We start from the raw sequence: 15,704 nt of genomic DNA on the forward strand, positions 1-15,704 counted from the left end.
ATAGCGCCTCGGTCATCGGTGCAATATCGCCGGAGCGTAAGTTCGCGCGAAGAACACCAGCGTGACGCAGAAGGTCAAAGTCAACGTACCCGCCCGGATCATTTGGGGCGGCGCGCGTCGGCCGATTTGCGCGCCGCCATAACCGCCGATGATCGCCGCAATCAGCATCACCAGCGTTTCGGGCCAATGCACCGCGCGAGCCACGATGAAGGTGAGAACCGCACTGGCATTCGCCACACTGACGAGCAGCGTTCGGGGCGCGTTCAAACGCTTGAGATCGCGCCCGTCAATCAGCCCCCACATCGCGATCATCATGATGCCGACCGCCCCGCCGAAATAACCGCCATACAAACCGAGGGCAAACTGAATCGCCAGCACCGCAGACCCTGGCAAGTGCCGGCGACTGCGCAGCGCTTCGCCGAGTCGGCGGCCGAAAGCCAGCGCAACACTCGCGAACAGGAGCAGCCAGGGGAGTGCGAAAGAGAAGGCCGCCGACGAAGTCCACAGCAACAGGATCCCACCGAGAAATCCGCCGCACAACGTCGCAATCAGCAACGCGCGCATCGTCACGGAACCCACCGGTCCGATCCCATCGCGATACGCCCATGCACTGGCCACGCCGCCCGGAAACAGCGCCACCGTGCTCGAAGCATTCGCCTGAACCGGTGGCACACCTGCGGCGATGAGCGCCGGCAGGCTGACGAACGAACCGCCGCCTGCCAGCGCATTCATCGCGCCAGCCAGTATTCCCGCGCCAAAGATGAGAAAATGAGGATGCATGGGAGTCATCCTAGCGGCCCCGCTGTATGCCTACAATCTGGCATTCCCCATGCTGGACTTCGGCGAAACCGAAGGATAGCGATGACGGCATCGAGGAGCGATAACGCATGCGTTTCGATCTGACCGACCTGCGGCTTTTCCTGGTGGTGGTTGAGCACGGCAGCCTCACACGGGGCGCGCGGGTCATGCACCTGGCGCTGGCCTCGGTCAGCGAGCGTATCGCAGGCATGGAGACGGCATTGGGTGCGCCGCTGCTGGAGCGCAACCGCCGCGGCGTGCGTGCGACGGCGGCAGGCGTGGCGCTGGTCCGGCATGCCCGCCTGATCCTCGGCCAGGTCGAACAGATGCGCGGCGAATTGCGAACGTACGCGACGGGTCTGAAGGGGCGCATCAGGCTGCTATCCAACACCGCCGCATTGGCCGCTTTTCTGCCGCAGCAGCTCAACCGTTTCCTCGCGAGCTACCCTGATCTGTCGATTGACCTCGAAGAACGGCCTAGCCCGGAGATCGTCAAGGCGTTGGCGGAGGGGCGAGCGGATCTCGGCATCGTCGCCGACATCGCAGACCTCGCGGCCCTGCAGACGCATTTGATTGCACAGGATCAGCTCGTGGTCGTGGCTAACCGTTCGCATCCCGTGGTCACCGGGATGCCCGTATCGTTCGCGGAGATTTTGGACGAGGCCTTTATCGGACTTTCGGACGCGGCATTGGAGACGCATCTGGCGGATCGCGCCTCGCGTCTCGGTCGTCAGCTCAACTATCGTATCCAGATGCGCAGTATCGAGAATGTGGCGATGCTGGTCGAAGCGGGCAACGGCATCGCGATTCTGTCCGAGGCATCGATCGACATGTCGCGTCGGCCGGGGCTCGTGATCTCGCCGCTTTCGGAATCGTGGACGGCGAGGCGGCTTCATCTTTGCGCGCGCAATTTTGCTGCGCTGACACCGCATGCCAGTCTGCTCGCGCAGCAGTTGATGGAAAGCGCCGCGCAGCCGCTGCGGTCAACGGCACCTTCACCCTGAATGCCGGCGAATGGATGTTCGCAACGCCCCCCGTCCTGCCGTCCTCTACGACGCCGACGCGACGAGGCTCTCCGGTTCATCCTCGCGCCGGGCATCAATGAGGCGGACGAGATCAAGTTTGAGCGGGTTCCGGCGGGCGTAATAGCGTAGCTCCCACTCTGCGAGCGAGAGTTGTTGCGACGCCGCCTCCTTCTTCAGAGCGCGTATTGCAAGCAGGTACTCGTCGACCGAGGTGATTTCGGTCCAGTTGATTTCGACCTGACCAGACGTCCGCTCGATGATCAGGCGGTCCACCGGGCAATGGGGCGGCTCGGCAATCAGACCCACGGACCACAACGACTTGAGAGACAGATTGAAGAACTTCTGGGCGATACCCAGCCGGTATCCGTGCTTGTCGAACAGCGTGCCGCCGATTCGCGTGCCATGCTCGCATAGCCGAAGCGTGTTCTGCAGATGTTGTTCCTCTGTGCATCCGTTGACGTAATGCGGCAGCAGGTTCTGTTCCGCGAAGGCCAAAAGATCCTGACGGAACTGGCTTGTCGAAGGGCGATCCTTCGCTTTGGTTTCAGAATTGAATGCGTTGGCTCGCTGTACGGACGCGGCCCATGCGACCATGAGCAATTCGCCGACGAGATAGGTGAGATGATAGATAGCGGGTTGCGGCTTGGTCACAGTTGACTCCCAAACGATTAAACTCCAATCGCTTCCAGGAACAGCTCGCTATGCGCCTTGGTGAAGTCCATTTCACGCCGGGACCCATCGACACGCTCCTGAATTTCCGCGGCGTTTGTCGGGGGACCCTCGAAGGCATCAATTCGCTCACTCCAGAATGCGATGTTTTGCGACTGACGCTGGATCATCGCAGCCACGGGCCCCTGGCGATCCTGACGAGCCAAACCATACGCATCCGCAAGTACCCGCAACTGGGCAGCCTGCAGCTCGACAGAACCCCGTTCGGGTTTCGAGGAGACACACCAGGTCCAGGCCATATAGCCCACGTCCTCGAGAATCCCTCCAGGCGCGGCGAAATCGAAATCGATGAAGGCCACCGACAGGCCGTTCCGAAAGACGGTGTTGTTCGGCCCGGGATCATGGTGACCGTGATCAGAAGACAAGCACTTGCTCCGAGTTTGCGCGACGCGCTCGTTCGATGCGATCCCGTCGCTACAGCCTAGGCGCCGCGTAGGACATGAAATACCGTTCGTCGGTTGAGCGATCTACTTTGAATCCGTTTCTCTCATAGAGTTGCCGGGCGGGGTTGACACGAAGAACACGCAAGCGGATCGGTTTCCCACTAGCGTGAGCACGCTCGATAACACAGCCTAGCAACAACGTACCAATGCCGCGCCTTTGATGACTCGGAAGTATATAGAGCTTTTCCAGCATCAAAGCGTCCGCCTCATCGATCAATGCGATGCAACCCATCTCGACTCCATCGCATTCAATGATCTGATGGATTTCCGGTCGAAAATTGCCCCGTGGTTCGGGTATCCAATTACCCCAGGTGCGTTCGGCGTATTCCCTCATGCACGTTTCCTGAACGACGCATAAGAAGTCCCAGTCGGACTCGTTGGCCGGGCGCAGCGTGACATTTAGCATGGGCATAGCTGTTCGGTGGTTTGTCTAGAACAGCCATTGTCAATGAATCGGGGCACAAGGTCGACAGGCCGAAATCGGCCGGGTTGACGCCCTCACCCACCATCGCATAGCATCGAAGCTAGCGGTGCAGGCCGCTTCCGGGTCCGCGGAAAGGGTTGAACCCACCTGTTGCAGTGCGTCAGATCTCTCCCCATCCTTTGTGCTGGCGGTATTGCGGACCTTCGGCCATCCAATGCACGAGGATCCGTCATGAACAAGCTGCCTCCCAAGGCCAATCTTGACCATCTGAAGAAGCAGGCGAAGGCGTTGTTGCGCCTTTACCGCAACGGCGACGCAGCAGCCATCGCGCGCTTCATCCATCATCTTCCCGCTGCTGCGCACCGTACCGAGAGTGAAGTAGTAGCGCTTCAACTTCGCCTGCACGATGCGCAATCCTGCATCGCCCGCGAGTATGGCTTTCCTTCCTGGGCAGAACTCAGCGTGCATGTCGAGGCAAGCGGCCTCGCGCATCACGAACAGGCTGTGCTGATACGCCGCTGGCTTGACCTCGCCTACGGCGGCGACGTCACCGGTACCTATCTCGCAGCACGCCCACGCGTCGCCGTTCAACTGCTGCACAACCACCCCGACCTTATCGCAACCGACGCCTACGTCGCCTGCGCAGCGGGCCATCTCGAGACAGTGTCCCGGACCGCGACAACCGATCCCGATTGGCTCCACCGCGCAGGCGGACCGCTGAACCTGCCGCCGCTTGTCGCCGTAACCCACTCGTGCCTGGGACAACTGCCGGAGGTCACCACTCAGCTACGCGAATGCGCGCAACATCTCCTGCAAGCCGGGGCCAATCCCAACCAGCATATCGGCAACCGGTTACCGCCGGCTTCGCTCGCAACCCCCAACGAGATGGAGCCGCTATCCGCCCTCTACGGCGCCGCTGGCGTGATCCGCGATCCGGCGCTCACCGAGCTGCTTCTGAAGGCCGGCGCCGACCCCAACGACGGTGAATCGCTCTATCACTCGCTGGAAAACCCGGACTGCACGCGCTTGCTGCTCCGCCACGGCGCGCGCGTTGCCGGTACGAATGCATTACGGCGAGCGCTCGATATGCCGGACCCCACCGCCCTCGAACTGCTGCTGGCTCATGGCGGCGACGCTAACGAGCCGGCCGGAGAAGGACCCACGAAAACCTGGGGAGCGCCGTTGCTGCGTGCGATCGCTGTGCGCAGATCGCCTCGCCATATTGCCGCACTGCTGGCGGCCGGTGCCGATCCCAAAGCACAGACAGCGGACGGCGTCAGTGCCTGGCGGCTAGCGACGCAGGTCGGCCTACCGGAGGTCGTAGCGCTCCTGCGCACCTACGGAGCGGAGGAGAAGCTCACCGCGGACGATGAGTTCGTGGCGGCTTGCGCCCGCGCCGACGCGAGCGAGGCGCGCCGCATTCAGACACGATATCCCGACCTGCCAGGCTCACTGCCGGAGGACCGGCTTCGGCTACTGCCCGACACCGCAGCTTGGGGATCCCGTGCTGCGGTCAAGGTCATGGTCGAACTCGGCTGGCCCATCGATGCGCGTGGAGGCGACTGGGACGCCTCAGCGCTCAACCACGCCGTCTTCAGTGGCGACGCGGAACTAACGGCGTTTCTGCTCGCTCATGGCGCGAGCTGGCGTGAGACGCAAGGCTTCGGAGACAACGTCCTCGGTACGCTGTCCTGGGCCTCCGTCAACGAGCCAACCGGGCCGGAGAATCCCGACTGGACCGGTTGCGCTCGCGCGCTCATGGCTCACGGACTGCCCAAGGTGGAGCAGGATCCGTCAAACCCGCAACGGTTGCTCATCGAAGGCCGGCCCACGCGGTTTTCCGAGGAAGTGACCGAGGTCTTGCTGGCAGCCGGCGGCGTAACCGCCGAATAGTTCGTAGAACTACCATCCACATTTGAGTTCGGTTCCAACATAATCCGCGTTCCGGCCGCCAAGGTTACGGATGGAATCGCCCACCTGGAAATGCACAGCTTCGACCGAACCGACCAGGTTGGAGGCAATGGTCCAATCGGCTCGAAGCTGTACATACATGCCGGTCCATAAGCTTCCATGGCCCGCCGTGCCCGGCACCACCGCATTGCCTTGCTGATAAACGGCATCCCCTGTCGTCTCGCGCCACTGGAATCCCAGCGCGCCGAGCAAGGTCAGGCGGCTGGATGGTTTGAGCGTAATCGACGGCTTGATATGCACGAGATTCGAGTATCCGGTGTACCCCGCCAGGGTGAAGTAATAGCCGTTCGGGAACAACGGATTGAAGGTTTCGACACGGCCGTCGCCCGGATGCCGGTCGCCGGACGCGGCGTCGATCTGCAGGCCGAGCCGTGGTGACCACGCCGTGTCAAACGTGTAGCCGGCCAGCGAACCCACGGCCCAGGCGCCAATCGTATCCACACCGACATGCCCTGACTGATACATCGACTCGACATCCCAGTCGGCACGGCCGGTCTTGCCGGTGTACCGGAGGTCGTAGATATCGCGGTGCTCGGTGCCGGAAGCATCGAGGAAACTGGCGTGAGTCCGGTTGTAGCGCGAATAGTAGCCGGAGAGATCGCCGGGCCCTGTCTCCTGATGCTCGAAGCGCACGCCGCTAAACGTGAGGCGGCGGTTCGAGACGTCGTCGAACGTCGACACGTCGCGGTTTTGCACCGGCTGGGTTGCGTAACCTATGAAACGCCACTTCCGGAACTCGTAGTCTGCCCAGATTCCGTCGAACGCCTGGCGTACGTTCGGACCATCGCGCACCGCGATAAAGCGCTGCAAGTCAAACGCCATCTCCTGACGCCCCACTCTGACCTTCACGGTGCCGCCTCCAAGCGGACTCACCCATGCGGCAAACGCCTGCTCGAGATCGAGCGGATTCTTATCGACGGGCGAAACGTTGTCCTTGCCATAGGCTCGTGCGTCTTCCAATTGAACGAAGAACTGCCAATGCTGATCGATATGCGCATCGGCATTCACCTCCGCACGCTGGATCAGATAGGTATTCGAATGCCCCGCTCCAATACCAAAGAGCGGCGCATCGTTGACTTCGACACGTTCCCGCAGATTGGCGCCCAGCGACAACCATGAGCCGGGGCTCCCGAGCGGGATGTACTTGAGGCCATCCAACGGTTCGGCCGGCACGCATGGGTTCGCCAGAACCGACCAATCTTCCTGCCATCGATTGAAGTTGACCGCCGGCCTTTTGCCCGTACATACGGGTACGACATCCGACGCAGCGGGGCCGGCCGAATCGGCGATCGCACTATCGCTCAATCCGAGCGCAAAGCCTACCGTCAGAATGAGCCGAACGATGGGTTCAATAGCGTCAGTGCATCGGGTACGTCGTTTCAGCCGCAACGCCACGGATGGCCCTCCCAGGACCGCCACAGAGCCAAACGTGTCCACGTAGCCGGTATTCTCCGCCGGCACATTACCTTCGGACTGCATAATTTTCCTGAGACGAGACAGCACGCTTTAATTCCGGCCTGAACACACTCGCCGACCGTGCCATGAGCGGCAGTAGCGTGCGTTCAGGCTCCGGTTCTGCCTATTGCGTCAACGCGTGGATCTCAGCGATGTAACCGCCGGGGAACTGCACCAGGGCCGCTTCGCGCTTGTCGGATGAGAATGCCGGCACCAATACCGTTGCGCCTGCGGCCTGCGCCTTTTGCAGCGTACCGGCCAGGTCGCTAACCTCGTAGCCCGTCATTTCGCGGCCGAACGGATAGGGCAAATGCCCATCTGTTACCAGCACGGTCATGTTTCCGAAACCCGACGTGAGACGAATGCGGCGATAGGTATCGTCCGGCCGGCCGATTTCGACACCCGGAGCCTTGCGATCGTCCGAGACCACCTTGCCATGCGAAAACGCCAGGAAGTTGCGCACCAACGCATCGGCTCGCTCGGGCGACACATAGACGCGGTTCTCCGGAACCGTCTCCAGCGCGTCATACTTGGGCGGTTTGGTATGCCAGTACAACTGCATGTGCACGCCGCCGGGCCACTCGACAATCACGTCGCGGCCGATCGGATCGGGAAAGGTTGCGACCGTCACGTCCGCGCCATGCGCCTTGGCGGACTTGACCGCGGCGTCCATGTCGGTCACCAGGTAGCCCGTACGCTCGTCACCGAACGGATAAGGAATCGGCGTCTTGAAGCCGAACACCGACAGCGTGCCGGCGGGCGTAAAGACGAGCTGCGACATGGTCTGGCTCGGCGTAGGCGTCACCTGGAACACGCCCTGCGGCGATTTGTGGCCGCCGAATGTCGCCACAAGGCTGTCGGTGAATTTGTCGAAATCCTCCGGCGCCACGTAGACGTGCGTGGTGTCGTATTGAGGACCGACCGAGAGATCCGGACTGGCCGGCTGTCCAGCTGAAGCCGGCAACGCTCCCGCAAACAGACCGGCGGCCAGCATGGTCAGAACGACGGAACAAAGCTTGCGCATAGTGATGAAGTCCTTTCGAAGTGGATTCTACAAACGGTCGCTTCCGGAGCGTTGCTTGCTGCTTACCATCCACGTTGCCATGGCGAATGCAGCGATCAGCCCAAGATGCTCAAAAAAATTGTTCAAGGCAATGAAGCGTGCTTGTCCCGCGAGATTCCAGAAATCATTTGCGACATACATCGCGACAGCGGTCAGGCATCCAAGGCCGCCTGCACCGAACCAGACCCAACGATTCGCGATCACACAGGCCGATCCGAACAATTCGACGAGGATCGCCAGCACGGCCCATAGCGCACCCGGATGCAGTCCAAAATGTTCCTGCTCCATGACGGCCCCATGAAAATTCACGAGCTTTGTCACGCCACCGATCAAGTAGGCCGAGACCAGCGCAAGGCGCAGCAGCGGCAGCATCCATGGCTGGTCGAGAAGCGCCGCCACCCATGGCGGATTGTCACTCATGCCTCTATGCTGCCGCACCGCAGAGCGTTGCATACGCCATCCTTTGTCTCGACTACGTGCATTCTGTTTAGTGCAGCGATAGTATGGGAGCTTCCAGAACCGACAAATAGAAGGAATGGAATTTCATCCATTCCAGAATCTTCATGCAGACACTTCCCGACTTTGAAGCCTGGGCCATTTTTGCCCGCGTTGTAGAAACAGGTTCATTCGCCAAAGCGGCGGAGTCGTTGGGTATGTCGCAGCCCACCGTCTCGAAGGCCATCGCCCGGCTTGAACAACGCTTAGGCACACCCCTCCTGTATCGCACATCGCGCAGGCTTTCGTTGGCGCCTCTCGGCGAGATTGCCCACGACCGCGCTCGACGGCTCTTGAACGAAGCTGAAGCCATGGAGGCCGAAGCATCCGCACAAGCCCTATCGCCACAAGGGTTGGTCAGGATTGCCGCACCCATGTCGTTCGGCCTGAAGTACCTCGCCCCTTTGCTGCCCGGATTTCTCGACCGCTATCCGCAAATCGACGTCGACATTTCCCTCGGCGATCACATGATCGACGTGGTGGCCGGCGGATTCGACATGGCGATACGCATCGCCGAGCTTGAAGACTCATCGCTGCGCTATCGCAGACTATGCGCCGTACGACGTCCTTTGGTCGCCACCCCGGGTTATCTCGAGCGGCACGGACGCCCCAGTCATCCCCGCGATCTGAACCAGCACACCTGTCTGCTTTACACCAATCTGCCCACGCCGGAGACCTGGAAATTCCGTCACAAGTCGGGCGAGGAATACGCCGCATCGGTACGAGGCCGCATGCGGAGCAACAACGCGGAATTGATCGTCCCGGCGTTGCTCAACGGACAGGGCCTTGCACTGCAACCGGACTTCATCGTATGGGACGCGATCGAACGCGGCGAGCTGGAAGAGGTATTGCCCGAGTGGCAGATTGCCAGCATCAACGTAAATCTTCTTACGCCGCCCGGAGTTCTGAGACCGGCAAGGGTAACCGTGCTGCTCGATTACCTGACCGAGCAACTCTCGAGCACCCCGTGGGCCACCGGCGTTCCCGCCTCCGCCGATGCGATCTAAAGCTGAACTTCAGACGAATTCAGCGAAAGCGAAGGCGAAAGCTTGCGGCCTTCACCTTCGCTCTCGTCACGCACCCGGAATAGCGTTTCGTATTTCAGGCTAAGCGGGCTTACTTCGCGGCGGGAACCGGCGCGAGCACAACGGACGGCGTCGCCGTGCGTTGCGGCGCCTTGTGAACCATGGTGTAAGCGTAATCGACACCCATGCCATAGGCGCCCGAATGCTCCTTGACGAGTTGCATCACCGCGTCGTACGTCTCGTGGCGGGCCCAGTCGCGCTGCCATTCGAGCACGACCTGTTGCCAGCTCATCGGCACGACGCCCGCCTGCACCATGCGCTGCATCGCGTAGTCATGCGCGTCCTTCGAAGTACCGCCCGAAGCATCGCCCACCATGTAGATCTCGTAGCCGCCCTCGAGCATCGCCGACAAGGCGAACGTGGTGTTGCACACCTCCGTCCACAGCCCCGCCACAATCACCTTCTTGCGACCGTGCCCGGCCAGCGCGTCCCTGACCTTCTGGTCGTCCCAGGAGTTCATCGAGGTCCGTTCGAGCACCTTCTCGCCAGGAAACACGTCGAGTAGTTCGGGGTATGTGTAGCCCGAGAAGCTCTCGCTCTCGACCGTCGTAATGGTCGTCGGGATGTCGAACACCTTCGCCGCCTTCGCGAGCCCCACGACGTTGTTCTTCAGCGCCTGGCGATCGATCGACTGCACGCCGAATGCCATCTGCGGTTGCTGATCGATAAAGATCAACTGCGAATTCTGCGGTGTCAGTACTTCAAGCTTAGGATTGCTCATGAGTCATTTCGTCCATGAATCGAGAAAGTAAAGGCCGCACCGCCTTCGTGCGGCACCGGTCAGGCAAGCACTGAGGCGTTCATTTGACACGGAAAACCCATCGATTGACATAGAAGAAATGGAATGGATGACTTTCCGGAATTGCCGTCGATATCTTTTTCTCTTCATCGCAGAATTCTCCGGACTCGCTTCGCAATCCGATCGATCTCGATGGCTGCCTTGCGTGTCGTCACGTCCAGGCTGCGCGCAGGTTCGCGCTGCCTTGCGGCGTAAGCATCGTCTAGCTGCACCTAGCTGCCCTCCACCATGGTGAGTCGATGAAACCCTACCTTTTCTCCCTGCTCGCAGGCCTGCTCGTCGGCGTGATCTACAGCCTGATGAATGTCCGTTCGCCCGCGCCGCCGTTGATCGCACTAGTCGGGCTGTTGGGCATCCTCGCAGGCGAACAGCTCTTGCCGGTCGCCAAACAGGTTCTCTCCGGCAGCGCATTTCATACCGCGTGGAACGAATCGAAATGCAGCCAACACATGTTCGGCTCGCTGCCTGGACGCAATAGCGGCGCCCCATCGGACGTCGCTACCACTCACTCACCGGATAAACGCTCATGAACCAATCTGCCGGCAAGACACCCGATGTGATCCTCCATCATGGCCGCTTTACGACGCTGGACCGTAGCCAACCCGAAGCCAGCGCCGTCGCCATCCGCGCAGGCGTGTTCATCGCCGTGGGCAGCGATGCCGAGATCCTCCCGCTTGCGGGCTCCACGACCCAGTTGATCGACTTGCAGGGCCAACGTGCCCTACCCGGCTTGATCGACAATCATTTGCACCTCATTCGCGGCGGCCTGAACTACAACATGGAGTTGCGCTGGGACGGCGTGCCCTCGCTGGCCACCGCCATGCAGATGCTGCGCGAGCAGGTTGCCATCACACCGGCGCCGCAATGGGTTCGCGTGGTTGGCGGTTTCACCGAGCATCAGTTCGCCGAAAAGAGACTGCCGACCATCGAGGAGCTGAACGCAGCCGCGCCGGACACGCCGGTCTTCATCCTGCACCTGTACGATCGCGCGCTGCTCAATGCGGCGGCCCTGCGGGTGGTCGGCTATACGAAGGACACACCGCCCCCGCCCGGCGGCGAGATCGTTCGGGACTCCGCGGGTAATCCGACGGGTTTGCTGCTCGCCAGGCCCAACGCGAGCATCCTGTACGCCACGCTGGCGAAGGGGCCGAAACTGCCTGTCGAGTACCAGGAGAATTCGACGCGCCATTTCATGCGCGAGCTGAATCGCCTGGGCGTGACCGGCGTCATCGATGCCGGAGGCGGCTCCCAGAATTTTCCCGAGGACTACGCTGTCGTCGAAAAACTTGCCGCGGAGAACCAACTGACGGTCCGCATTGCGTACAACCTGTTCACGCAAAAGCCAAAGGGCGAGAAGCAAGACTTCGTGAATTGGACCCAGTCGACGCAGTACGCCGATGGCACCGATTATTTCCGGCACAACGGCGCGGGCGAGATGCTGGTGTTCTCGGCGGCGGACTTCGAAGACTTCCGCGTGCCGCGGCCCGAGTTGAGTCCCGATATGGAAGGCGAACTGGAAGACGTGGTTCGCGTGCTCGCCCAAAACCGCTGGCCATGGCGCATGCACGCCACCTACGACGAAACCATCGCGCGCTCGCTCGACGTGTTCGAGAAGGTGAATCGCGATGTGCCGTTAGCGGGCCTGAACTGGTTTTTCGACCATGCGGAGACCATCAGCGATCGATCGATTGATCGCATTGCGGCGTTGGGCGGAGGCATTGCGGTGCAACATCGCATGGCCTATCAAGGCGAGTACTTCGTCGAGCAATACGGTGCCAAGGCGGCCGAGGCAACGCCACCTGTTGCGCGCATGCTCGAAAAAGGCGTGAAGGTATCGGCCGGTACGGATGCCACCCGTGTGGCCTCGTACAACCCGTGGATCGCACTGGCCTGGCTCGCCACGGGCAAAACGCTTGCCGGTCTGCGCCTCTATCCGCAACGCAATTGCCTTGATCGCGAAACCGCGCTGCGCATGTGGACGGAGTACGTCACCTGGTTTTCTAACGAGGAAGGCAAGAAAGGCCGGATTGCCGTCGGGCAGCTTGCCGATCTGATCGTGCCGGATCGCGACTATCTGACTTGCCCCGAAGCCGACATTGCCGACACGACCTCGCTTCTCACCATGGTGGGCGGCAAGATCGTCTACGGCGCCGGCCCGTTCTCACACTACGATGCGCCCATCCCGCCGGCCATGCCGGACTGGTCGCCGACGCGCCGCTATGGCGGCTACGCCGGCTGGGGCATGACACGGCGCAGCGGCGACCATCCCGAGGGCGCGCCCCTGCAGATGGCCGCGCAATGCGGCTGCGCGAATGCGTGCGGCGTCCACGGTCACGCGCATGCGCGAGCGTGGTCCGGCAATGCGCCGACGTCGGACCTCAAGGGCTTCTGGGGCGCGCTCGGCTGCGCCTGCTGGGCGATATAAACCGCGTGCCGTCGTCGTTGTCGTATCTTCGTCGTGCGTGCCGGGTAGGGTTACGATAGTCTTCCCTTCCCTACCCTCGACAGGACTCTGCAATGACCCGACTCGCATCCCTGCTGGCCACCGCAGGAATGTACGTGCTGACCGGCCTCGCGCCGGCCGGCGCCGCGCCAATGGAACCGGCTTCCGCGCAGGCAGCCGATTTCACTGAGCACGACTTTCACTTTTCCGACGGCGCCACGCTGCCGGACATTCGCATCCACTACGTCACCTTGGGCACGCCGCGGCGCGATGCGCACGGCGAGATCGACAACGCCGTGTTGCTGATGCACGGCACCACCGGCACCGGCAAAGCTTTCCTCGCACCGGCGATGCAGCGCGAACTGTTCGCCCCGGGCCAGCCGCTCGACACGAGCCGGTACTTTGTCGTCATCCCCGATGGCCTGGGCCGGGGCGGTTCGAGCAAGCCGAGCGACGGCCTGCATGCGCGATTCCCGCATTACGGCTATGGCGACGTCGTCGAAGCGAACCATCGCCTGCTCGTCGAAGGGCTGCACATTCATCATCTGCGCCTCGTGCTCGGCACGTCGATGGGCGGCATGCAGACCTGGATGTGGGGTGAGCGCTATCCGGAGATGGCGGATGCGTTGATGCCCATCGCCAGCCAACCGATCGCGATGGCTGGGCGCAACTGGCTCTGGCGGCAGATGATCGTCGGCGCGATTCGCAACGACCCGGGCTGGCAGGGCGGCGACTATGCCGTGCCGCCCACCCAATGGACCCGCGTGATGCCCATTTTCACGATCATCACCAACAACCCGGCCCGCATGCAAAGCGAAGCGCCCAATCGCGACGCGGCCACGCACCTGTACGACACGCTCGTCGACGACGCCGGGAAGAACGACGCCAACGACGTCCTGTACTGGTTCGAATCGTCGTGGGACTACAACCCCGCGCCGGAGTTGTCGAAGATTCGCGCGCGGCTCTTTGCCGTCAATTTTGCCGACGACCTGATCAACGCCGCCGATCTCGGTGTCATGCAGCAGGCAATGAAGGCTGTGCCGAACGGCGCGTTCGTGGAAATTCCGGAGACTGTGCAATCGTACGGCCATCAAACCCTCGCTCACCCTGAAGTGTGGAAGCCCTACCTGGTGCAGTTGCTGAGCGATACGGCGAAGGCACACTGACCCGACAGCGCCGGCATCGCCATCCTGTGGCGTGCCGGCGCAAGCGATCGGGCGGCACGTTGCGGGACCCATCGCCGGTCCTGCAAGTAAGGGCCCGTAAGACGACTACTGCGCTGTTTCCAGTGCCTCGGGCGGCTCAAGTCCCCCTCTTCCCCTTCATATTCCCGCTCCATTGCCGTAAACCCCAATAAACCCGCGTGCTTTCCAGGCGCGTCGCTTTCCTGTTCCGCTTGCTGCGCCTTGAGGCATCCATGTTTTCGAACATCACGATCCGCGCCCGTCTCGCCCTTGCGATGGGTTTTCTCGGCTTGCTCATGGCGATTGGCGCCGCGCTTGGCGTGGCCGGCATCGCCCTGAGTAACGCCGATCAGAAGAAGCTGTACTCCAACCAACTCGCGTCGGCCATTGCCATCGGCAAGTTCGATTTCTTCTATGCTCGCGGCCGACTGGTACTCGACCGGATCGCAGCGCAACCTGATCGCCCGGATATCGCGAACCTCGAAGCGCGTGCCCGCGAGCAATTCGCGATCGGCGACAAAGCCTGGCAGACCTATCGCGCGTTGCCCGCCGAACCGCAAGAGCAACAACTGGCCGAAGCGGTCGAAGCCAAGCGGACGCTTGCGATGGACGGACCCGTCGCCCAGGTGTTTGCGGCGATCGACCGGCGCGACACCGCGCAACTCGCCGATCTGATCTCGAACAAGATGACGGCGCCATTCAACGAGATCACGGACCGTTCCGAGGAGCTCGACAAGATGCAGGCGGAGCAGGCGCGCAGCCTGTACGAAGCGGCGCAGGACCGCTTTCACGCGATTCTCGCCATCGCCGCCGTCGGTCTTCTGATCGGGCTCGCGATGGCCGCTTTCGCATGGCACGCCCTGCGTAAATCGATTGCCGGCCCGCTCGATGAAGCCATGCATCACTTCCGCGCCATTGCCGACGGCGACCTTAGCCGGTCTGTCGAGATACGCTCGCGAGACGAAATGGGCCAGATGATGGAAGACCTGCGTCTGATGCAGTCACGCTTAAGGGACGCCATGGTCTCGGTACGCGACGGCGCGCAATCTATTTCCACGGCGACCGCGCAGATCTCGGCAGGCAACACCGATTTGTCGCAGCGCACCGAAGAACAGGCCGCGTCGCTGGAAGAAACCGCCTCGAGCATGGCGGAGCTGACTTCGACCGTCCGCCAGAACGCCGACAACGCGCGTCAGGCGAGCGATCTCGCGCGCGTCGCGGTGGGCGTGGCGCACGACGGCAGCGAAGTCGTCGCAAAGGTCGTGACGACCATGGACGAAATCAACGCGAGCTCGAAGCAGATTTCCGACATCATTGGCGTGATCGAGGGTATCGCCTTCCAGACCAATATCCTCGCGTTGAACGCCGCCGTCGAAGCGGCGCGAGCGGGCGAACAAGGCCGCGGCTTTGCGGTGGTGGCGGGCGAAGTGCGTACGCTGGCGCAACGCAGCGCCTCGGCGGCCAAGGAAATCAAAACGCTGATCAGCGAATCGGTCGACCGCGTGGGTAATGGCACCGAACTGGTGGGTCGAGCGGGAAAGACGATGACGGAGATCAACGACGCGGTGCATCGCGTGACCGACATCATGGCTGAGATTGCGGCGGCGTCCGAAGAACAGAGCGACGGCATCGAGCAGGTCAACAAGGCCGTCTCGCAGATGGATGAAGTCACGCAGCGCAATGCCGCGCTTGTCGAGCAGGCCGCGGCCGCAGCGGTCTCGTTGGAAGAACAGGCCGCGCGCATGAGCGAAGTGGTCGGCGTGTTCCAGTTGCCCGCGAATTAAGGCCTG

At 61.9% G+C, this 15,704-nt stretch carries 15 protein-coding genes; 7 read left to right on the forward strand and 8 right to left on the reverse strand.

Annotated features, from left to right (window positions below; translation table 11 throughout):
- Positions 1-12: 12 nt before the first annotated feature.
- The gene (locus BUS12_RS00725) at positions 13-780 is read right to left on the reverse strand and encodes a sulfite exporter TauE/SafE family protein (protein ID WP_074293774.1); all 768 of its coding nucleotides are present in this window, start codon (positions 778-780) and stop codon (positions 13-15) included.
- A gap of 107 nt (positions 781-887) precedes the next feature.
- Here BUS12_RS00725 and BUS12_RS00730 point away from each other — a divergent pair, with 107 nt between their 5' ends.
- On the forward strand, positions 888-1,802 hold the full coding sequence (locus tag BUS12_RS00730; protein ID WP_074293775.1) for a LysR family transcriptional regulator: 915 nt from the start codon (positions 888-890) through the stop codon (positions 1,800-1,802).
- A 45-nt stretch (positions 1,803-1,847) separates the two neighbouring features.
- Here the strand turns inward: BUS12_RS00730 and BUS12_RS00735 are convergent, their stop codons facing one another.
- From BUS12_RS00735 to BUS12_RS00745, 3 genes are read right to left on the reverse strand one after another with little or no spacing between them, the layout of a single operon-like run.
- On the reverse strand, positions 1,848-2,474 hold the full coding sequence (locus BUS12_RS00735; RefSeq protein ID WP_074293776.1) for a hypothetical protein: 627 nt from the start codon (positions 2,472-2,474) through the stop codon (positions 1,848-1,850).
- 17 nt (positions 2,475-2,491) lie between these two features.
- On the reverse strand, positions 2,492-2,917 hold the full coding sequence (locus BUS12_RS00740; protein ID WP_074293777.1) for a phosphotransferase: 426 nt from the start codon (positions 2,915-2,917) through the stop codon (positions 2,492-2,494).
- Positions 2,918-2,966: 49 nt separating this feature from the next.
- A complete protein-coding gene (locus BUS12_RS00745) occupies positions 2,967-3,401 on the reverse strand; it encodes a GNAT family N-acetyltransferase (protein WP_171991567.1) in 435 nt (144 codons plus the stop codon).
- 249 nt (positions 3,402-3,650) lie between these two features.
- On the opposite strand from BUS12_RS00745, the gene BUS12_RS00750 reads away from it, so the two are divergent.
- On the forward strand, positions 3,651-5,312 hold the full coding sequence (locus BUS12_RS00750) for an ankyrin repeat domain-containing protein (RefSeq protein ID WP_074293779.1): 1,662 nt from the start codon (positions 3,651-3,653) through the stop codon (positions 5,310-5,312).
- A 9-nt stretch (positions 5,313-5,321) separates the two neighbouring features.
- Here BUS12_RS00750 and BUS12_RS00755 read toward each other — a convergent pair whose 3' ends face one another.
- The 3 genes from BUS12_RS00755 to BUS12_RS00765 form a co-directional block, all read right to left on the reverse strand.
- Positions 5,322-6,695, reverse strand: coding sequence for an alginate export family protein (locus BUS12_RS00755; protein WP_253189975.1), 1,374 nt, complete (start codon positions 6,693-6,695; stop codon positions 5,322-5,324).
- Positions 6,696-6,969: 274 nt separating this feature from the next.
- Positions 6,970-7,869: a glyoxalase gene (locus BUS12_RS00760; RefSeq protein ID WP_143788213.1), complete on the reverse strand. Its 900-nt coding sequence runs from the start codon at positions 7,867-7,869 to the stop codon at positions 6,970-6,972.
- 27 nt (positions 7,870-7,896) lie between these two features.
- Positions 7,897-8,328 carry a DoxX family protein gene (locus BUS12_RS00765; protein WP_253189976.1) on the reverse strand — a complete coding sequence of 144 codons (432 nt, stop codon included), beginning with the start codon at positions 8,326-8,328 and terminating at the stop codon, positions 7,897-7,899.
- A 143-nt stretch (positions 8,329-8,471) separates the two neighbouring features.
- Between BUS12_RS00765 and BUS12_RS00770 the strand changes: the two genes are divergently transcribed.
- On the forward strand, positions 8,472-9,410 hold the full coding sequence (locus tag BUS12_RS00770) for a LysR family transcriptional regulator (protein WP_074293781.1): 939 nt from the start codon (positions 8,472-8,474) through the stop codon (positions 9,408-9,410).
- A gap of 109 nt (positions 9,411-9,519) precedes the next feature.
- Here BUS12_RS00770 and BUS12_RS00775 read toward each other — a convergent pair whose 3' ends face one another.
- The gene (locus BUS12_RS00775) at positions 9,520-10,209 is read right to left on the reverse strand and encodes a hydrolase (RefSeq protein WP_074293782.1); all 690 of its coding nucleotides are present in this window, start codon (positions 10,207-10,209) and stop codon (positions 9,520-9,522) included.
- Between the two features lie 317 nt (positions 10,210-10,526).
- Here BUS12_RS00775 and BUS12_RS00780 point away from each other — a divergent pair, with 317 nt between their 5' ends.
- From BUS12_RS00780 to BUS12_RS00795, 4 genes are all read left to right on the forward strand, one after another.
- Positions 10,527-10,817: a XapX domain-containing protein gene (locus BUS12_RS00780; RefSeq protein WP_074293783.1), complete on the forward strand. Its 291-nt coding sequence runs from the start codon at positions 10,527-10,529 to the stop codon at positions 10,815-10,817.
- Positions 10,814-12,712, forward strand: a complete 1,899-nt coding sequence (locus tag BUS12_RS00785) for an amidohydrolase (RefSeq protein ID WP_074293784.1) — start codon at positions 10,814-10,816, stop codon at positions 12,710-12,712. Before BUS12_RS00780 ends, BUS12_RS00785 begins: the two co-directional genes overlap by 4 nt.
- Positions 12,713-12,804: 92 nt before the next feature.
- Positions 12,805-13,896, forward strand: a complete 1,092-nt coding sequence (locus tag BUS12_RS00790; protein ID WP_074293785.1) for an alpha/beta fold hydrolase — start codon at positions 12,805-12,807, stop codon at positions 13,894-13,896.
- Between the two features lie 251 nt (positions 13,897-14,147).
- Complete coding sequence (locus BUS12_RS00795) at positions 14,148-15,698, forward strand: methyl-accepting chemotaxis protein (protein ID WP_074293786.1); 1,551 nt, start codon at positions 14,148-14,150, stop codon at positions 15,696-15,698.
- Positions 15,699-15,704 lie beyond the last annotated feature (6 nt).

This window comes from Paraburkholderia phenazinium, from assembly GCF_900142845.1.
GTDB lineage: Bacteria > Pseudomonadota > Gammaproteobacteria > Burkholderiales > Burkholderiaceae > Paraburkholderia > Paraburkholderia phenazinium_A.